Genomic DNA, 17,935 nt, shown 5'->3' with positions numbered 1-17,935 from the left:
GGCCGCTGCGTCGTCGGTGCTCCCGCGTACGCTGGGGTGATGGACTCCCTCGATGAGATCGTGCTGACCGGGCTGACGGTGTTCGGCCGGCACGGTGTGTACGACCACGAGCGCGCCGACGGGCAGGAGTTCACGATCGACCTGCGCCTGCGTCTCGACCTCGCCCCGGCCGCGGCATCCGACGACGTGGTCGACACGGTGCACTACGGCGAGTTGGCCGAGAAGGTGGCGGCGATCGTCGCGGGAGAGCCGGTCGACCTGATCGAGACGCTCGCGTCGCGCATCGCCGACGCCGCCCTCGGCGACGAGCGGGTGCACGACGTCACCGTCACGGTGCACAAGCCGCACGCCCCCATCCCCCTCACGTTCACCGACGTCTCGGTGGTCCTCACACGCGGGCGCATCACGGCAGGAGGCGTCGCATGAGCCGCAACCTCACCCGACCGCCCGAGGTTCCGCTGCCGGGTCCCGGTCGCGAGCCGGTCACCGCCGTCGTCGCCCTCGGAGCCAACCTCGGCGACCGGCACGCCACGATCACCGCCGCGGCCGAGCGCATCGCGCGCCTTCCCCTGGTCACCGACGTACGACTCTCTCCGCTGCACGAGACCGTCGCCCTGCGCGTCGACGGGCCCGACCCCGACGCGCCGGGCTACGTGAACGCGGTCGCCCTGGTGACCACGCGTCTCGCCCCCGAGATCCTGCTCGGCATGCTGCATGCGATCGAAGACGAGAACGGGCGCGAGCGCCACGAGCGGTGGGGCGACCGCACCCTCGACCTCGACCTCATCGCGTACGGCGACGAGGTCTCCGACGACCCGCGCATCGTGCTGCCGCACCCGCGTGCGTTCGAGCGGCTCTTCGTGCTCGACCCCTGGCTCGACATCGACCCCGACGCCGAGCTCGCAGGTCACGGCCGCATCGCCGACCTCGCCGCCGCGCTGCGCGCGCAGGGGGAGTGATGCAGCGCACTTCCGCCGGGCTCCTCGTCATCCTCGCCGTCGTCGGCGCCGGTCTCGGGTTCCTCCTCGATCAGCTGCTGACGGCGATGGGGCGCGCGACCTTCACCCCTTCGATCTTCCTCCCCGTGCTGCTCGTGCTGATCGCGGCGGCGGCGCTCGCCGTCGCCTGGCCGGTGCGGCGCAGCGTGCGCACCGGCATCCGCATCGATCCGTTCCGTGCGCTGCGCGCCGCGACGCTCGCTCGCTCCTCGAGTCTGCTCGGAGCCCTGCTCGCGGGCTTCGGCGCCGGCCTCCTGGCCTTCCTCCTGACACGGCCGATCGATCCCCCGGTAGGGTCGACAGTGGCGATGATCGCCCTGATCGCGGGAGCAATCGTGCTCGTGGTCGCCGCCCTCGTCGCCGAACAGTTCTGCACCCTGCCGAAGGATCCTGATGACTCAGAGCCCAGAGAACGCGCCCCTGAACCCGGCCGAGGGCACTGACCTCGCCGCCCTCGACCAGGGGGTGTACACCTCTCTCCGCACGGCGCGCAGCGAGGCCCGCCTCGAGCTCGACGGCACCTGGCACCAGATCTCGCCGCGCTACGCCGTCTCGCAGCTGCTGCAGAACGCGCTCCTGCTCGTCGTCGTGATCGTCGCCGCCGTCGTGCTCGCGCTCGTGCTGCACCAGAGCTGGGTGTGGATCCCCGGCGCCGCGCTGACGCTGCTGATCGTCGTGACGATGATCATCCTGCCGCGGCAGGCGCGGGCGATCGGCTACATGCTGCGCGCCGACGACATCGTTTTCCGCAAAGGCATCCTCTGGCAGCGCATGATCGCCGTGCCCTACGGGCGCATGCAGCTCGTCGACATCACGCAGGGTCCTGTCGACCGCGGCTTCGGCATCTCGCAGCTCAAGATGGTCACCGCCGCCGCCACCACCGGCGTCCAGATCCCCGGCCTCACGCAGGCCGCGGCCGAGGCGCTGCGCGACACGCTCATCGAGGTCGCCGAGACCCGCCGGACCGGCCTGTGAGCGAGCCGCAGTTCCCCGCCCCGCCGACGCCGGCGGACGCCGCGCCCGCCGGGAAGGCGGATTCGTCGAACCTCGCCGACGGCGAATGGCATCGGATGCATCCGCTCACGCCCCTGTTCAAGGGCGGGCTGGTGCTGCTGATCGTCGCGGGCATCACAGTCGCGAACCTGCGCGACCGGGTGATCGCCTGGTTCGTGAACATCACGACGCCGAGCGACACGCACTACAGCGACTACTCCTCGGGCGACCCGGTCGACTGGGTGCTCGAGAACAACCTGATCCTCATCGCCCTTCTGGCGGTGCTCGGGCTCCTGATCGTGCTGGTCGCGATCTTCTGGTTCGTCTGGCGCTTCCAGCAGTTCCGCATCACCGGCGACCACGTCGAGGTGCGCAAGGGCATCATCTTCCGCTCGCACCGCCGCGCCCCGCTCGACCGCGTGCAGGGAGTCAACCTCACGCGGCCGTTCCCGGCGCGCATCATCGGCCTCGCCAAGCTCGAGGTCGTCGGCGCCGGAACCGACGCGAACGTCGAGCTCGAGTACCTCGCCACCCCGCGGGCCGAGGCCGTGCGCGCCGACATCCTGCGCCTCGCGTCGGGCGTGCGTGCGGCGCGGCAGGCCGCGGCATCCGGTGCACCCGCCGGGCCGACGACCACCCGCGCCCAGCTCGTCGACTCGATGAACCACGGCGTCACGGGACTCATCGCCGGCGTCGATCTCGAAGACGTGGCACCCGAGAGCGTCGTGAAGATCCCGACCGGCCGACTGGTCGGCTCGCAGCTGCTCGCGGGCGTGCTGTGGTTCGTCTTCTTCGCGCTGATCTTCGGCATCACGATGGGGTTCATGTTCTTCGGTGCCCTGCTCGACGGAGACGTGGGCGGGAGCTTCATCTCGCTGGGGCTCGCGCTCGGCATCGGCATCCCCCTCGTCATCGCGGTCGTGGGTATCACCTGGGCGCAGATCTCGAAGTCGCTCCGGTACTCGATCGCTCCGACGCCCGACGGCGTGCGCATCACCTACGGTCTGCTCACGACGGTCACCGAGACGCTGCCCCCGGGCCGTATCTTCGCGGTCGAGGTCACGCAGTCATTGCTGTGGCGCCCGTTCGGCTGGTGGTCGATCAAGATCAACCGCATGAGCGGCAAGAGGTCCGCGCAGCAGTCGTCGGGCAGCGCGCAGCAGTTCAACATCGTGCTGCCGGTCGGCAAGCGGGCAGACGTCGAGCGGGTGCTCGGGCTGATCCTGCCCGACGTGCCGGCGGCCGACATCCCGCTCATCTGGGAGCACGGCATCCTCGGGCCCGTCGAGGGCGACCCGTACCGCACCATGCCGCGTCGCGCCGGATGGCGTCGCCCGCTCTCGTGGAAGCGCCACGGCTACACGGTCACCGACTTCGGCCTGATCCTGCGTCGCGGCGTCATGTGGCGCAAGCTCGCGGTGTTCCCGCTCGCGCGGCTGCAGGGCGTCTCGCTCTCGCAGGGACCGATCGATCGTGCGCAGCGCGTCAGCGGCGCGCAGGTGCACACGGTTCCCGGTCCGATCCACGGCATCCTCTCGGGCCTCGATCGCGACGAGGCCCTCGCACTGATCGGCGACGTCTCGAGCCGGGCCGCTGCCGCGGCTGCGCGCGACACCTCGCACCGCTGGAGCGAGCATGCAGGAGAAGCGGATGCCGCGGCCGCGGGTGCGCCCGTGCCGCCGCCGTATGCGCCGGTGCCTCCGCCGTATGCGGGGCAGCCCGGTGCGGATGCGGGTGCACCGCCGGTTCCGCCGCTGCCTTCGGGTGCGCCGCCTGCTGCTCCGGCGCCGCCTGCTGCTCCGGCACCGCCTGCTCCTCCGGCGTCGGCTGCTCCTCAGCCGCCGGCACCGCCCGCGCCTGCCGCCCCTCCCGCACCTCCTGCGTCGACGGAGGAGTGACGTGGTGGAGCGCGACGGACGCCTCGGCGTCGGCATCATCGGCGCGGGTCTCGTGGGGCCCGTCATCGGCGCGGCCCTCGGTGGCGCCGGGCATGCGGTCGTGGGGATCACGAGCGGATCCGACGACGAGCGGGCTTCGGCCGTTCTGCCCGACGTGCCCGTGCTCGACGCACTCGAGGTCGTGCGCCGCGCCGAGCTCGTGGTGATCGCGGTGCCGCACGACCAGTTGGAATCGCTCGTCGCCGGTATCGCCGAGGTCGGCGGATGGCAGATCGGCCAGCTCGTGCTGCACACCGACCCCGCCTTCGGTATCGAGGTACTGCGTCCCGCCGCCGCGAAGGGGGCGATCCCGCTCGCCGTACACCCGGCGATCACGTTCACCGGAACCTCGATCGATCTGCGTCAGTTGCGGGCGGGGTTCGCGGCGGTCACCGCTCCCGCGGCCGTCCTGCCGATCGCCCAGGCCCTCGCCGTCGAGATCGGTTGCGAGCCGGTCGTCGTGGCCGAGGCGGATCGCGCCGCCTACGCCGATGCGATTCAGACGGCCACCGAGTTCTCGCGCTCGATCATCGGACAGGCCACGGGTCGCCTCCGCGAGATCGGCATCGACAACCCCGGCGGCTACCTCTCGGCCCTCGTGCAGTCCACCGTCGAACGGGCGCTGCGCGAAGCATCCGATCCTCCGCCTTTGCTCTGACGGGCGCCCGCGAACGCGTGAGGGGCCACAACACGCCGCGAGGGGCGGGTGGGGCAGGGCGTGTCTTGACCCCTCACCCCAGGGAACGCGCGCTTCCGAAAGCCAGGGCGACCACCTCCCGAGCGCGAGGGGCCACAACACGCCGCGAGTGCGGCGTGCGGTGCGGCGTGTCTTGACCCCTCACAAGTGAGGGGAGTGAGGGGAGCGCGAGGAGCGGGTCAGCGTCCGCCGGAGAACCCGCCTCCGCCTCCGCCGCCGGAGAACCCGCCGCCGCTCGAGCCGCCGAAGCTCGACGAGCTGCCGGTCGACGGGGCCGTGTACGACGATGCCGATGCGGTGGAGACGGCGAAGGCCGCGAGTGAGGTGCTCAGGTACGGTGAGCGACCGTCGCCGATCCAGCCGGGACCCCGCTGCTCGTATGTGTAGGCGTGCTCGAGCACCTCGCCCCATTCGTCTTCCATGCCGAAGAGCATCGCGTAGGGGAGCAGACGCTCGTAGAGCACGATGACGTTCGCGCTGCCGTCCTGCCGGCGCTCCGCCCCCGTGTACGACTGCAGCATCTGCAGACGGTCGGCCTCGGCGACGCGGATGAACTCGCGCACCCCCTGCAGATACTCGTACTGCCGGGCACCCTCCGCGGTGAGCATGACGTGCTTCGAGAATGCGTAGAGGCTCGCCAGGAGCACGAAGAAGGCCCCGAAGGCGACGACCACGAGCGCCGGAATCGCTCCGACCCGACCGGTGGCGACGCCCCAGATCGCCACCGCCAGTCCGATCGCGGCGACGGCGATCGCGATCCACTGCAGGATCACGGCGCCGCGGGCGCGCTCGCGCACGGTGAGCCCGCGGGTCTCGGCCTGCTTCTTGCCCAACGCCTGCAGCACGCCCATGCGCGCGGCGAAGGTCTCGCTCGCGGCGGGGATGTCGACGACGCCGGTGTCGTCGGTGCCGAGGAACAGGTTGTCGACCGCATCCGCGTCGAGCTGGTCGGGGAGACGTCCGTCGGGAAGGCGTCGCAGCCGCGGCCGCTCGGGCTCGGCGCCTTCCTCGATCCGGAGCACGCCGCGGACGGCGAGGTGCACGATCTCGGCGGGGATCACGGCCTTCGCGCCGGGAAGGATCGCGGCCGCGAGCAGCGGGGGCATCGCATCCGGCACGTCGTACTGGGCGACGACGATGCCGGTGGCGGTGCGTCGCCTCTTGCGCACCGCCGAGACGGCGAACCAGCTCGCGACCGTCAGCCCCAGGCTGCCGACCGCGGCGAACATCGGTGCGACGTCGGTGACCGGGTTCGGGGTGCGGGCAGCGGGTTGCGTGACGGTACCCGCGTCGAAGCCGATCGCGACGGTCACCCCGTCGCCGGCGGCGCGTTCGCCCGATTCGACGCGGAAGAGGGCGCCGTCGGCGGTGTCCGTCGGGCCTTCGAGCGTGCATGTCTCCGACGACCCGGAGTATCCCTCGTAGCAGCGGCTGGCGCCGGTGAGGGCGGCTGTCAGGGTGTCGTCGAAGAGGATGTCGGCACGGAAGGACTCGATCGCCTGCGTGCTGTCGAGGGGGAGGAGGTCCCAGTAGAACTCGTCGACTCCGGTCTCGGCGGCGAGGACGACGTCGCGCATCTCGTACTCGATCACGTAGGTCTGAAGCCCCTGCACGTAGTCGTCGTCGCCGGTGAGCACGTAGAGCACGCCATCGTCGGTGTCGGTCTCGTAGGGAACGTCGGCGCCCGTCTCGTCGGTGACGGAGAGGATGCGGGTGTCGATGCCCGCGTTCTCGTAGGAGGTGGCGAGGCCGCGGACGATTCCGCGGTTCTGGTCGAAGTCGGGGAATCGGGCGACGAGCTCCTCGGTGACGTGCATGGTGGCTCGGCCTTCGTCGTCGACGCCCACCGTGTAGGTGGCGTCCCACGACGCGTAGGAGAAATCGTCGACGTCGGCGGAGACGGATGCTCGGGCGCTCGCGGGGCTCGATGCGAGCAACACGAGGCCGGCGACGGCGGCGGTGGTGGCGAGGGCGCGGAGGATCCGTGGGGCGGCCATTCTTCGAGGCTACCCAGCCTCGGCCTCGGATCGGCCTACGGCCTCGGTAAACTGGAACGACTTTTCCAAGGAGCCCCGAATGATCGACGCGTCCGCCGCGCCCGCGCAGAACCCCACCGACCCTTCGAACACGGAGCTCGGCGAAGACGAGATCCACGAGCAGAAGGCCGTGCGTCTCGCCAAGCGCGAGCGTCTGATCGCGAAGCGGACGGATGCCGGTGGCGGGGCGTTCCCGGTCGGTGTCCCGGTGACCCACACGATCCCGGCGCTGCGCGCCCAGTACGGCGAGGGTGGTGCCGACGAGCTCGAAGCGGGAGCCGAGACCGGCGTCGTGGTCGGCGTCGCCGGCCGCGTCGTGTTCAGCCGCAACACCGGCAAGCTCTGCTTCGCGACCCTGCAGGCGGGTGACGGTTCGCGTATCCAGGCGATGATCTCGCTCGCGAACGTCGGCGAGGAGTCGCTGGCGGACTGGAAGGAGTACGTCGACCTGGGAGACCACGTCTTCGTGCACGGCGAGGTCATCTCGAGCCGCCGCGGCGAGCTGTCGATCATGGCCGACGGCTGGGAGATCGCATCGAAGGCGATCCTGCCCCTGCCGAACGCGTACGCCGGGCTGAGCGAGGAGGGTCGTGTCCGCAGCCGCTACCTCGACCTGATCGTGCGCGAGCAGGCCCGCCAGACCGTGCGCGCCCGCGCCGCGGTGAACGCGAGCCTGCGGGCCACGTTCACCGGTCACGACTACCTCGAGGTCGAGACCCCCATGCTGCAGGTGCAGCACGGCGGGGCATCCGCTCGCCCGTTCATCACGCACTCGAACGCGTTCGACACCGAGCTGTACCTGCGCATCGCCCCCGAGCTGTATCTCAAGCGTGCGGTCGTCGGCGGCATCGAACGCGTCTACGAGATCAACCGCAACTTCCGCAACGAGGGCGCCGACTCGACGCACAGCCCCGAGTTCGCGATGCTCGAGGCCTACCAGGCCTACGGCGACTACGACCAGATGGCCGCTCTCACTCAGGAGCTCGTGCAGAACGCGGCGATCGCGGTCGCAGGTTCCACGACGGTGACCTGGGCCGACGGCACCGAGTACGACCTCGGCGGCGAGTGGGACCGCGTCTCGATGTACGAGTCGCTGTCTGCCGCTGCCGGACGCACGTTCACCCCGCAGGACCCGGTCGACGATCTCATCGCCTTCGCCGAGGCCAACGGCGTCGATCTGCCCGCCCAGGCGACCCACGGCAAGCTCATCGAGGAGCTGTGGGAGCACTTCGTGAAGGGTGACTTGGTGCGCCCCACGTTCGTCATGGACTTCCCCATCGACACCTCGCCCCTCGTGCGCGAGCACCGGTCGATCGACGGAGTGGTCGAGAAGTGGGACCTGTACATCCGCGGCTTCGAGCTGGCGACCGGGTACTCCGAGCTCGTTGACCCCGTGATCCAGCGCGAGCGTTTCGTCGAGCAGTCCAAGCTCGCCGCGCGCGGCGACGTCGAGGCGATGCCGATCGACGACGAGTTCCTGCGGGCGCTGGAGCACGGCATGCCGCCGTCCGGTGGCATGGGCATGGGCATCGATCGCCTGCTCATGGCGATCACGGGTCTCGGTATCCGCGAGACCATCCTCTTCCCGCTGGTCAAGTAGTCCGCCCCGCGGTGCGTCGGAAGGTCCATTCCGGCAGCACTGCGGCGTGGATCATCGATCCCACGAGCGCGGCGAGTCCGTAGTCGGGGTCGATCTCGCGCACCAGGTCGAGGTAGTGCGCCGCGTGCGTGGACCGGCCGAGCGCCCACGAGAGCCACGCCGCCGCGGTGAGCGGGGCGGGGCGGGCGGCACGCGGTGCGCGCGACGCGGCGGTGCGCACGACGTCGAGGGCGAAGCTGAGCCGATCGGGGTCGGGTGTCGGACCGCGCCCGAGGAAGATGTCGCCGAGCTCGTCGGGGATCGACCGGCCGTGCTGGGCGAAGTCGAGCTGCGCCCCGAGCGATCGTCGACCGGAGGCGTGGTCCGACGCCCACTGCAGCAGTGCCACGTCTCGGTAGACGGGGCGCTCGAGGCACCACAGCAGCGCGGCGACCGCAAAGGGCGGCAGATCGCCACGGGAGTCGAGCAGCTGCTCGTAGAACGCGGGGACGTCGTCGAGGATCGCGAGGGCGGCCAGGGCCTCGGGGTTCTCGTCGTCGGACAGCGACGACGCCGGGCGCCCGAGCAGCTCGGAGAGGTCGCGCAGGGCCCGCCCGACGCGCTCCTTCTGCGCGAGATCGGCGACGGGGAGCACGGCACCGGAGTTCTGATCGCCCGAGACGTCTCCGATGCCGGGCACCCTCTCGGCGCGCACCGGCTCGACGGGATGCAGAAGAGGTTCCTCTTCGAGGTAGCTCGCCCATCCGCCGGGCGTGACGCACAGCGCGTCGACGATGCGGAGGCCGGCGTCCTCGGCGCAACCGAGCAGTTCGTCGAGGGCGACGGCGTGGGGGAGGACCCACCCGTCCGGTGTGCTCTGAGCCGCCTCGTCGACGTAGGCGACGACGGCGACCGCGTCGATCGCGGCCACGCGTGAGACGAGGCCGATCGCGGTATCCGCGTAGTGCTCGAGCGGCACGTCGTCGCGGGGGAGGTCGATGCGCATCGCGCCGTAGGCGCGGGAGCCCTGGAACGGGAGCATGACGATGCTGCGCCGGGGCGTGAAGCCGGCGAGGAGGGGGACGATGCCGAGGAACTCGGCGGAATCTGCGGCACGGAGGACGGTGTTCATGAGGCGAGTGTGCCCGGTGGCGGCATCCGCCCGTTCCGGAAAACCGGGCCTGTGGAGGGATTGCCCCGCCCTTCGGATCGGCGCAGGAGGAGTGAGGTCGCGTACCATGGGGGTATGGACAACTTCTGGGTCGCCGCCGCGTGGTCGATCCTTCCGACCCTCGGGGTCAGCGCCATCTTCTTCATGGTGCTCCGCGGCATCCTGCGATTCGACCGCACCGAACGCAAGGTGCACGCGCAGATCGAGGCGGAGGAGCGCGCGGCCCGCGGTCTTCCCCCGCGCTCCTGAGGCACTGTCCCACCCATCCGCTACTGTGAAGCGAACACCGCCGGACGGTGATGCGCGACGGAACCTTCATCGGTGAGGTCCGTCAGGAAGAGAGCAGTATGACCGCGGAGGGCGTCGCCTGGGCGATCACGGCGTTCCTCGTGGTGCTCGATCTGACCATCCGCATCACGGCGATCATCGTCATCCCGCGCAACCGCCGCCCCACGGCTGCGATGGCCTGGCTGCTGGCGATCTTCTTCATCCCGTTCGTCGGGGTCTTCCTGTTCCTCGTGATCGGAAACCCGCGACTGCCGCGCGCCCGCCGCCGCAAGCAGGACCAGATCAACGAGTACATCGCCGCGACCAGCGAGCACCTGCACTTCGGAACCCTCCGTCCCCACGCGCCGGACTGGTTCGGTCCGCTGGTCGAGATGAACCAGCGCCTCGGCGCTCTGCCGCTCTCGGGCGACAACGGAGCGCACCTGATCTCCGACTACCAGGAGTCGCTCGACGCGATGGCCGACGCCATCCGCGAGGCGAAGGACTACGTGCACGTCGAGTTCTACATCCTGCAATCGGACGCCTCGACCGACAACTTCTTCCGTGCGCTCGAGGAGGTCGCGGCGCGCGGCGTCTCGGTGCGGGTGCTGCTCGACCACTGGGCCAACCGCTGGAAGCCGCGCTACAAGCAGACGATCCGGCGCCTCAACGCCATGGGCGCCGACTGGCACCTCATGCTCCCGGTGCAGCCGTTCAAGGGCCGGATGCAGCGCCCCGATCTGCGCAACCACCGCAAGCTGCTCGTGGTCGACGGCGTGACCGCCTTCCTCGGCTCGCAGAACGTCACCGACTCGACCTACAACCTGCCGAAGAACATCAAGCGGGGCCTGCACTGGGTCGACCTGATGGTGCGCCTCGACGGGCCGGTCGTGCTCAGCGTCAACGCGATCTTCCTCAGCGACTGGTACAGCGAGACCGACATCGTGCTGGAGGAGATCGACATCGCCCACGCCGACATCGGATCGGGGGACCTCGACTGCCAGGTCGTGCCCTCGGGCCCCGGGTTCGAGGTCGAGAACAACCTGCGTCTCTTCCTCGGCCTGCTGTATGCGGCGAAGAATCGCATCATGATCGTGAGCCCGTACTTCGTGCCGGACGAGGCCCTGCTGCTCGCCGTCACCGCGGCCGTCGACCGCGGTGTCGAGGTCGAGTTGTTCGTCTCGGAAGAGGGCGACCAGGCCATGGTCTACCACGCGCAGCGCAGCTACTACGAGGTGCTGCTCAAGGCGGGCGTGCGCATCTGGATGTACCGCAAGCCGTACATCCTGCACACCAAGAGCCTGACGGTCGACGACGAGGTCGCGGTCATCGGCTCGAGCAATATGGACATGCGCTCGTTCGGTCTCAACCTCGAGGTCTCGATGCTCGTGCGCGGCGAGGAGTTCGTCGCCGAGATGCGCGAGGTCGAAGACACCTATCGGTCGCTCAGTCGGGAGCTCACCCTCGAGGAGTGGATGCAGCAGCCGCTGCGCTCGACCGTGCTCGACAACCTGGCGCGCCTCACCTCCGCCCTGCAGTGATCGCTCCCGACTTCCGATGGAATATCGCCACCGGTACCCTGGGGGCATGGTCACTCCCTCGCGCGTCGTCGCCGTCCTCTCCGCTTTCGCTGCGGCGCTGCTGATCGCCGGGTGCACCGCCACCCCCGGATCGACCTCCCCCACGAGCACACCCGGAGCATCGACCGCGCCCGGGGCCGGCGATGACGACTTCGCCGACGTCGAGGCCGCACTGCTCGACGAGGGCCGCATGTTCGCCGTCGTCACCTGGGGCTCCTCGACGTGCGTTCCGCAGGTCGACACGGTGACCGCCGAGGGCCAGAACGTCTCGGTGACGCTCGTCGACGGCGCAGCCGACCAGGTCTGCACCCAGGACATGGTGCAGCGCGCCAGCATCGGCGGCCTGCCCGCCGGAGTCGACCCGACGAAGGACATCACGCTGCAGGTCACCTACGGCGATATCTCGGATGACGCCGAGATCGGCGGGGCACCCGTCACCGGCGTTCCCGGGGAGTCGACCGAGTACCAGCCCTCCGCCGGATGGTTCGACGACGGCAGCCTCGTGCTGCTCACCTGGGGCTCGTCGGGATGCCCGCCGGTCGTCGAGTCGCTCGAGGGTTCGGGCAACGCGGGCACGGCGACCTTCGTCACCGACGACACCCAGATCTGCACCATGGACATGGCGCCGCGTGCGACGATCCTCTCGTTCGGCGACGACGCGGTCGATGACGACGGCTTCACCCTCACCCTCGTGGGCGGTGGCCTCGACGGCACGGTGTCGGTGCTCGCCGACTGACACCGCCGGCTGAGCGCATCGCCGGCGGAGCACCTCGCGGCGGAGCACCGGAAGGAAAGCCGCGTGTCAGAGCGCGTCGACCGGATGCCCCTCCGGTAGCGCGAGCAGCAGCGCGCTCGGATCGACCCGGCACGTGATGCGCACGGCATTGCCGAACTCGTCGCCGTCGAGCTCGACCGGCGTGGGCACCGACGTCGCAGCCTCCGCGGCGAGGCCCTGGAAGTAGTGCACCGCGGCATCCTTCCCCCGGCGCTCGAGGATGCGCCTGCCGGCGGCGAAGCGCCGCAGCACCGAGTTCTCCCACCAGATCCTGCGCCAGACGTTGAACCAGCCGAACGCACCGGAGGGCCGGATCACGGCGACGTCGAGGGTTCCGTCGGAGATCGAGGCATCCGGCACCAGAGCGATGCCCGCGGGCAGGGTGCCGCAGTTGGCGAAGAGGATGCTGTGCACCTTCGTCGAATGCAGGCGGCCGTCGTCGATCTGATACACCGAGCGGAAGGGCGAGGCGTTGGCGAGCGAGCGCGCGGCGCCGTCGACGTAGGCGATCCACCCGACCGACTTCTTGAGGTCCGGGCGGGTGTTCGCGATCATGTCGGCGTCGAGTCCGATTCCGGCCAGCACCACGAAGGCGTGCTCGCTCTCGTCACCGCTCTCACGTGTGATGCGCGCCCATCCGATGTCGATCGCGTGGCGGGATCCGGTCAGCGCCGCACGGATCATGTCGTCGGGCGAGCCCAGCGGCAACGCCAGGTTGCGTGCGAGCAGGTTGCCGGTGCCGCTCGGCAGGATCGCGAGGGGAACACCGGTGTTCGCGATGGCCTCGGAGACCGCGCGCACGGTGCCGTCGCCACCCGCGACGAGCACGACGTCGACCCCACGGGCGAGAGCCTGCGCCGTGGCACCCTGCCCGGCATCCTGGATTGTCGTCGGATAGAACGCCGGATGCTCCCACCCTTCGGCCTTCGACAGCTCGCGCACGGCAGCGCGCAGTCTCTTCTCGTCGACCTTGATGGGGTTGTAGACGAGCGCGGCCTGTCGTCTCGCGGCCGGGGGCTTCGTCATGGCGATACTCTATTCCCGGCATGTGTCATGCAGGTGACACGGGGACGGGTGCCCGAGCGCTCTGGGGAGGGGCCGGAATGGGTGCGCAGGCGAAGAGCGAGTCGATCGGCGATGCGCGTGCACTGCTGACCGAGATGATCACGGACGAGCCCGATCGGCTCCGGCGCCGCAGCATCTCGCTCGGCGTGCCCGTGGACGATGCCGACGATGCCGCCCAGATGGCGCTCTTGCGCGCCTGGAGATCGGTCGCCCACCTGGAGACTCCCGAGCCGGGAAGGGTGTGCTCGTGGCTCGACGCGATCGCGCGCAACGTCGCGATCGACCTCTCCCGTCAGCGGGCACGCCGCCCGCAGACCGAGCTCGACGACGAGATGCCCGACGCCGTGAACGTGGCCGGAGCCGCCGAGATCCGCGTGATCCTCGACGGTGCGCTCGCCGCTCTGCACGACCTCCCCGACTCGCTGCGGGAGCCATTGCTGCTCACCGCCGTCGACGGGTTGTCGGCCGGCGAAGCGGCGGAGCGCCTCGGCATCGACCCCGCGGCGGTCCGCCAGCGCGTCGCCCGCGCACGCAAGGCGCTCGGCGCCTGCCGGCAGAGCGGCATGGGCGCAGACTGACGGGTTCTTCTCGGCCCGGGGTGACGCCCTGGTCCGCCCGTCGAGACCCATCGAGCCCGCCGAGACCCACCGTCGTTGACGTCGGCACCGATGGGTCTCGACGCGCATGGTGGGTCTCGACGGGCTCGCAGGATGCCGCGCTGCGCGGGTCAGACGGTGCCGAAGGGGTTGTCGACCGCGTAGCGCCAGCCGTGCTCCTCATCGAAGACGGCCACGTCGGCGGTCGTGCCGGCGAGGGCGATCTCGGATCCGTCGGGACCCGTGCCCGTGATCGTCCAGTCGGCGATCGCGAGGCCGGTGCCGGCGCTCTCGAACACGTGGCGGACGGTCATCGAGATCGGCAGGTCGAGACCGAGGAACTGCTCGAGCGCGCCGCGGACGGCCGCCTCGCCGGTCACCGGGGTGCCGGGAGCCGGGACGAAGACGACGTCGGCGGTGTTCAGGGCCATCAGGCCGTCGAGGTCGCGGGCGTTGAAGCGGTCGGCGAAGGCCAGGTTCAGCTGGTCGAGCGAGGTGACACGGGTGGTCATGGGTATTCCTTTCACAGCGGCGATCGGCCGGATGCCGACCACCGAGGAGAAAGACGCTGCACGCCCCCGGGTGTGACATCCGGCGAGCCTGAGGGGGTGGGAGACACCCGTAGAATCGTGGAATGATCGACCTCGCTCTTCTCCGCGACCACCCTGATCTCGTCCGCCGCTCGCAGGCCGCGCGCGGCAACGACCAGGCCACCGTCGACATCGCACTCGAGGCCGATCGATCGCGCCGCGCGGCGCTCGCCGCGTTCGAGGAGTTGCGGGCCGAGCAGAACGCGTTCGGCAAGGTCATCGCGAAGGCGCCGAAGGAGGAGAAGCCCGCGCTCGTCACGCAGGGCAAGGAGCTCGCCGAGCGCGTCAAGCAGGCGCAGCAGGTCGCGAACGACGCCGGAGAGGCAGCATCCGCCGCCCTGGCCCGCATCGAGAACGTCGTGATCGACGGCGTGCCCGCCGGTGGCGAGGCCGACTTCGTCGAGCTGCGTCGCGTCGGCGAGGTGCCCTCGTTCGACTTCGAGCCGCGCGACCACCTCGAGATCGGCGAGATCCTCGGGGCGATCGACATGGAGCGCGGGGCGAAGGTCTCGGGCGCCCGCTTCTACTTCCTGCGCGGCATCGGCGCCCGTCTCGAGATCGCGCTCATGAACCTCGCGCTCGACAAGGCGCTGCAGAACGGCTTCGTGCCGCTCATCACGCCGACGCTCGTACGCCCCGAGATCATGCAGGGCACCGGCTTCCTCGGAGAGCACGCCGACGAGGTCTACCACCTCGACAAGGGCGACGACCTCTACCTCGTCGGCACCAGCGAGGTCGCCCTCGCCGGATACCACAAGGACGAGATCGTCGACCTGTCGGACGGCGCGCTGCGCTATGCCGGCTGGTCGACCTGCTACCGCCGCGAGGCCGGATCGCACGGCAAGGACACCCGCGGCATCATCCGCGTGCACCAGTTCAACAAGCTCGAGATGTTCGTCTACACGGAGGCGGAGGATGCCGAGGCCGAGCACCTGCGCCTCGTCGCGCTGCAGGAGGAGATGCTGACCTCGCTCGGCCTCGCCTACCGCGTGATCGACGTCGCCGCGGGCGACCTCGGATCGAGCGCCGCGCGCAAGTACGACATCGAGGCCTGGGTGCCCACGCAGGGCGCGTTCCGCGAGCTGACGTCGACGTCGAACTGCACGACCTACCAGGCGCGCCGCCTCGACGTGCGCCACCGGCCGGTCGTCGACGGGGCGGACTCCGGTTCCGCACCGAAGACCCAGCACGTCGCGACGCTGAACGGCACGCTCGCGACCACCCGCTGGATCGTGGCGCTGCTCGAGACGCACCAGCAGGCCGACGGCTCGGTGCGCGTGCCCGAGGTGTTGCGCCCCTACCTCGGCGGGCTCGAGGTTCTGACGCCGGAGAACACGAAGGCGACGTCGAAGGTCACCGCATGACCTCGCCCTGGCTCGTCGCGCTCGACGTCGACGGCACCATCCTGCTCCAGGACGAGACGATGAGCCCGGGCGTGCCCGAGGCCGTCGCGCGCCTTCGCGATGCCGGTCACGTCGTGACGATCGCCACCGGCCGCAGCTGGATGGCCACCCGTCGGTACGTCGAGCAGCTCGAACTCGACGCCGAGTACGTCGTCTGCTCGAACGGCGCGGTCACGATGCGCCGCGTCGGCGACGACTGGGAGCGCTGGAACGTCGAGACCTTCGACCCCTCGCCCGCGCTCGCCCTTCTGCGCGAGCGCCTGCCGGACGCCCGCTACATGGTCGAGCTCGCCTCGGGCCAGCGGCTCTTCACCGACCAGCTCGACGACTGGACGCTCGACGGCGGCCGGCGGGTGAGCTTCGAGGAGCTCGCGGCCGAGCCCGTGTCGCGCATCGTCGTGGTCTCGCCCGGCCACGACGAGGAGGACTTCCATCGGCTGGTGGCGGATGCCGGCCTGAACGAGGTCTCGTACGCGATCGGGTGGACGGCCTGGCTCGACATCGCCCCGCAGGGGGTCGACAAGGGCACTGCGCTGGAGCGCGTGCGCGAAGAGCTCGGCCTCGTCGGGGAGCGCGTGCTCGTCGCGGGTGACGGGCGCAACGACATCGGCATGTTCGGCTGGGCGCGCACGCTCGGCGGGCGCGCGGTCGGCATGGGGCAGGCGCCGGCCGAGGTGAAGGATGCGGCATCCGAGATCACCGACGACGTCGTCGATGGCGGGCTGGCGAGTGCGCTGAATACACTTCCAGCGCCCGCCCAGGTCAGCGCGGGAGAATAGAACTCGGCTAGACTCACGGCTTGTCGGCAGATCCGTCTGTCGGGAGGGTTGTCCGAGCGGCCGATGGAGCTGGTCTTGAAAACCAGTGGGCAGAGATGTCTCGTGGGTTCGAATCCCACACCCTCCGCTTCCTGAGCCCGGTGCCCCCTCACCGCAGGCAGAACCGAAAGGCACCGTGTGACCGAGAACACCCGACGCCGTCGAACGATCGCGCGCCACGGCCAGTTGCACTCGCCGGGACCCCTCAGCCAGCTGCTGAAGTTCATCGCGATCGGACTCGCGGTGGTGCTGGTGAGCGGTGTGGGCGTTGCGGCGTACGTCGTATACGACCTGCGCAGCACGCAGCTCGCGAACTCCGTCGAACTCGAGGGCCAGTCGGCCGATGCGGTTCCGCCGGACATCAGCGAGTACGAGGGTGGATTCAACTTCGTGCTCGCGGGTGTCGACACCTGCGAAGAGGCGTACGCCGGCTATTTCGGTGACCGCTGCAGCGGCAACGACTCGGAGGGCAACCTCAACGACGTCAACCTGCTCGTGCACGTCTCCGACAACCCCCGCCGCATCACGGTCGTCAGCTTCCCGCGCGACCTCATGATCCCCATCCCCGAGTGCACCGACGACGACGGCAACGTGCACTCCGCGATGAGCAAGCAGCCGCTCAACGTGGCCTACAGCGACGGCGGTCTCAACTGCGTCGCGAAGACGATCTCCGAGCTCACCGGTCAAGAGGTGCAGTTCGCGGCATCCGTCACCTTCGGCGGCGTGATCGAGATCACGAACGCGATCGGCGGCGTCGATGTGTGCCTCGCGAACCCGATCCGCGATCGTTACACGGGCCTCGACCTCACGGCCGGCACCCACACCGTGCAGGGCCTCGAGGCGCTGCAGTTCCTGCGCACCCGTCACGGCGTCGGCGACGGCAGCGACCTGGGCCGTATCGGCAACCAGCAGCAGTACATGTCGAGCCTGGCGCGCAAGCTCATCAGCGGCGAGACCCTCGGCAACGTGGGCACCATGCTGAAGCTCGCGAACGTCGGTCTCAGCAACCTCGAGACGAGCACGACGCTGAACGACCCGATGACGATCGTGCAGATCGCCCTCGCGGTCAAGGAGGTCCCGTTCGAGGACATCGTGTTCGTGCAGTACCCGACGGGCACCGACTCGCAGAACGCCAACAAGGTGGTGCCGAACTACACGGCCGCCGGCGAGCTCTTCGACGCGATCGAGGCGAACGCGCAGCTGCAGATCACGCACCAGAACACCAGCAACGACGGTGTGATCGTGCAGGAGCCCACGCCCGCCGAGACGACCCCCGAGGAGACGGCCCCCACCGAGGAGACGGCTCCGACCGAGGAGGCTGCTCCGACCGAGCCGGCGACGCCCGACAACGTCGTGGCGCTCCCCGACACCATCAAGGGCAACTCGGCCGCGCAGCAGACCTGCTCGAACGGCAACGTGCGCTGACCGAC

At 70.0% G+C, this 17,935-nt stretch carries 18 protein-coding genes and 1 tRNA gene; 15 read left to right on the top strand and 4 right to left on the bottom strand.

Annotated features, from left to right (window positions below):
• The first annotated feature begins 39 nt into the window (after window positions 1–39).
• The 6 genes from folB to WFJ97_RS07395 are packed head-to-tail and all read left to right on the top strand — an operon-like array spanning window position 40 to window position 4,586.
• Complete coding sequence (gene folB, locus WFJ97_RS07420; protein WP_336641002.1) at window positions 40–426, top strand: dihydroneopterin aldolase; 387 nt, start codon at window positions 40–42, stop codon at window positions 424–426.
• Entirely contained in the window at window positions 423–959 is a 537-nt protein-coding gene (gene folK, locus WFJ97_RS07415; RefSeq protein WP_336641001.1) for a 2-amino-4-hydroxy-6-hydroxymethyldihydropteridine diphosphokinase, read from the top strand. The genes folB and folK overlap by 4 nt, the downstream gene beginning before the upstream one ends.
• The gene (locus tag WFJ97_RS07410) at window positions 959–1,441 is read left to right on the top strand and encodes a DUF3180 domain-containing protein (RefSeq protein ID WP_336641000.1); all 483 of its coding nucleotides are present in this window, start codon (window positions 959–961) and stop codon (window positions 1,439–1,441) included. The genes folK and WFJ97_RS07410 overlap by 1 nt, the downstream gene beginning before the upstream one ends.
• A complete protein-coding gene (locus WFJ97_RS07405; RefSeq protein WP_247632930.1) occupies window positions 1,392–1,973 on the top strand; it encodes a PH domain-containing protein in 582 nt (193 codons plus the stop codon). The genes WFJ97_RS07410 and WFJ97_RS07405 overlap by 50 nt, the downstream gene beginning before the upstream one ends.
• Entirely contained in the window at window positions 1,970–3,889 is a 1,920-nt protein-coding gene (locus WFJ97_RS07400) for a PH domain-containing protein (RefSeq protein ID WP_336640999.1), read from the top strand. Before WFJ97_RS07405 ends, WFJ97_RS07400 begins: the two co-directional genes overlap by 4 nt.
• 4 nt (window positions 3,890–3,893) lie before the next feature.
• Window positions 3,894–4,586, top strand: coding sequence for a DUF2520 domain-containing protein (locus tag WFJ97_RS07395; RefSeq protein ID WP_336641868.1), 693 nt, complete (start codon window positions 3,894–3,896; stop codon window positions 4,584–4,586).
• Between the two features lie 218 nt (window positions 4,587–4,804).
• Here the strand turns inward: WFJ97_RS07395 and WFJ97_RS07390 are convergent, their stop codons facing one another.
• Window positions 4,805–6,622, bottom strand: a complete 1,818-nt coding sequence (locus tag WFJ97_RS07390) for a DUF2207 domain-containing protein (RefSeq protein WP_336640998.1) — start codon at window positions 6,620–6,622, stop codon at window positions 4,805–4,807.
• A gap of 79 nt (window positions 6,623–6,701) precedes the next feature.
• Between WFJ97_RS07390 and lysS the strand changes: the two genes are divergently transcribed.
• Window positions 6,702–8,261, top strand: a complete 1,560-nt coding sequence (lysS, locus tag WFJ97_RS07385) for a lysine--tRNA ligase (RefSeq protein ID WP_336640997.1) — start codon at window positions 6,702–6,704, stop codon at window positions 8,259–8,261.
• Here the strand turns inward: lysS and WFJ97_RS07380 are convergent.
• Window positions 8,254–9,372, bottom strand: a complete 1,119-nt coding sequence (locus WFJ97_RS07380; protein WP_336640996.1) for a DUF4192 family protein — start codon at window positions 9,370–9,372, stop codon at window positions 8,254–8,256. The genes lysS and WFJ97_RS07380 overlap by 8 nt on opposite strands.
• Window positions 9,373–9,486: 114 nt before the next feature.
• Between WFJ97_RS07380 and WFJ97_RS07375 the strand changes: the two genes are divergently transcribed.
• The 3 genes from WFJ97_RS07375 to WFJ97_RS07365 all read left to right on the top strand — a co-directional run bounded on the left by WFJ97_RS07375 (window position 9,487) and on the right by WFJ97_RS07365 (window position 11,994).
• On the top strand, window positions 9,487–9,660 hold the full coding sequence (locus WFJ97_RS07375; RefSeq protein ID WP_247623465.1) for a hypothetical protein: 174 nt from the start codon (window positions 9,487–9,489) through the stop codon (window positions 9,658–9,660).
• A 98-nt stretch (window positions 9,661–9,758) separates the two neighbouring features.
• Entirely contained in the window at window positions 9,759–11,219 is a 1,461-nt protein-coding gene (cls, locus tag WFJ97_RS07370; RefSeq protein ID WP_247623464.1) for a cardiolipin synthase, read from the top strand.
• A gap of 46 nt (window positions 11,220–11,265) precedes the next feature.
• Window positions 11,266–11,994: a hypothetical protein gene (locus WFJ97_RS07365; protein ID WP_247623463.1), complete on the top strand. Its 729-nt coding sequence runs from the start codon at window positions 11,266–11,268 to the stop codon at window positions 11,992–11,994.
• Window positions 11,995–12,060: 66 nt separating this feature from the next.
• Here the strand turns inward: WFJ97_RS07365 and WFJ97_RS07360 are convergent, their stop codons facing one another.
• Window positions 12,061–13,059 carry a diacylglycerol/lipid kinase family protein gene (locus WFJ97_RS07360; RefSeq protein WP_247623462.1) on the bottom strand — a complete coding sequence of 333 codons (999 nt, stop codon included), beginning with the start codon at window positions 13,057–13,059 and terminating at the stop codon, window positions 12,061–12,063.
• A 77-nt stretch (window positions 13,060–13,136) separates the two neighbouring features.
• Here WFJ97_RS07360 and WFJ97_RS07355 point away from each other — a divergent pair, with 77 nt between their 5' ends.
• A complete protein-coding gene (locus tag WFJ97_RS07355; protein WP_336640995.1) occupies window positions 13,137–13,676 on the top strand; it encodes an RNA polymerase sigma factor in 540 nt (179 codons plus the stop codon).
• A gap of 149 nt (window positions 13,677–13,825) precedes the next feature.
• Here WFJ97_RS07355 and WFJ97_RS07350 read toward each other — a convergent pair whose 3' ends face one another.
• Complete coding sequence (locus tag WFJ97_RS07350) at window positions 13,826–14,206, bottom strand: YybH family protein (protein WP_247623460.1); 381 nt, start codon at window positions 14,204–14,206, stop codon at window positions 13,826–13,828.
• 122 nt (window positions 14,207–14,328) lie between these two features.
• Here WFJ97_RS07350 and serS point away from each other — a divergent pair, with 122 nt between their 5' ends.
• From serS to WFJ97_RS07330, 4 genes are all read left to right on the top strand, one after another.
• Window positions 14,329–15,648 carry a serine--tRNA ligase gene (serS, locus tag WFJ97_RS07345; protein WP_336640994.1) on the top strand — a complete coding sequence of 440 codons (1,320 nt, stop codon included), beginning with the start codon at window positions 14,329–14,331 and terminating at the stop codon, window positions 15,646–15,648.
• The gene (locus WFJ97_RS07340; RefSeq protein ID WP_336640993.1) at window positions 15,645–16,466 is read left to right on the top strand and encodes an HAD family hydrolase; all 822 of its coding nucleotides are present in this window, start codon (window positions 15,645–15,647) and stop codon (window positions 16,464–16,466) included. Before serS ends, WFJ97_RS07340 begins: the two co-directional genes overlap by 4 nt.
• Before the next feature lie 42 nt (window positions 16,467–16,508).
• Window positions 16,509–16,593: transfer RNA gene (locus WFJ97_RS07335), tRNA-Ser, on the top strand.
• Window positions 16,594–16,643: 50 nt separating this feature from the next.
• On the top strand, window positions 16,644–17,930 hold the full coding sequence (locus tag WFJ97_RS07330) for an LCP family protein (protein WP_247632921.1): 1,287 nt from the start codon (window positions 16,644–16,646) through the stop codon (window positions 17,928–17,930).
• The last annotated feature ends 5 nt before the right edge of the window (window positions 17,931–17,935 follow it).

This window comes from Microbacterium sp. USHLN272 (genome assembly GCF_037149655.1).
Lineage (GTDB): Bacteria > Actinomycetota > Actinomycetes > Actinomycetales > Microbacteriaceae > Microbacterium > Microbacterium galbinum.
Note: the sequence above shows the minus strand (reverse complement) of the source record. Positions and strands in the feature narration are given on the sequence as shown.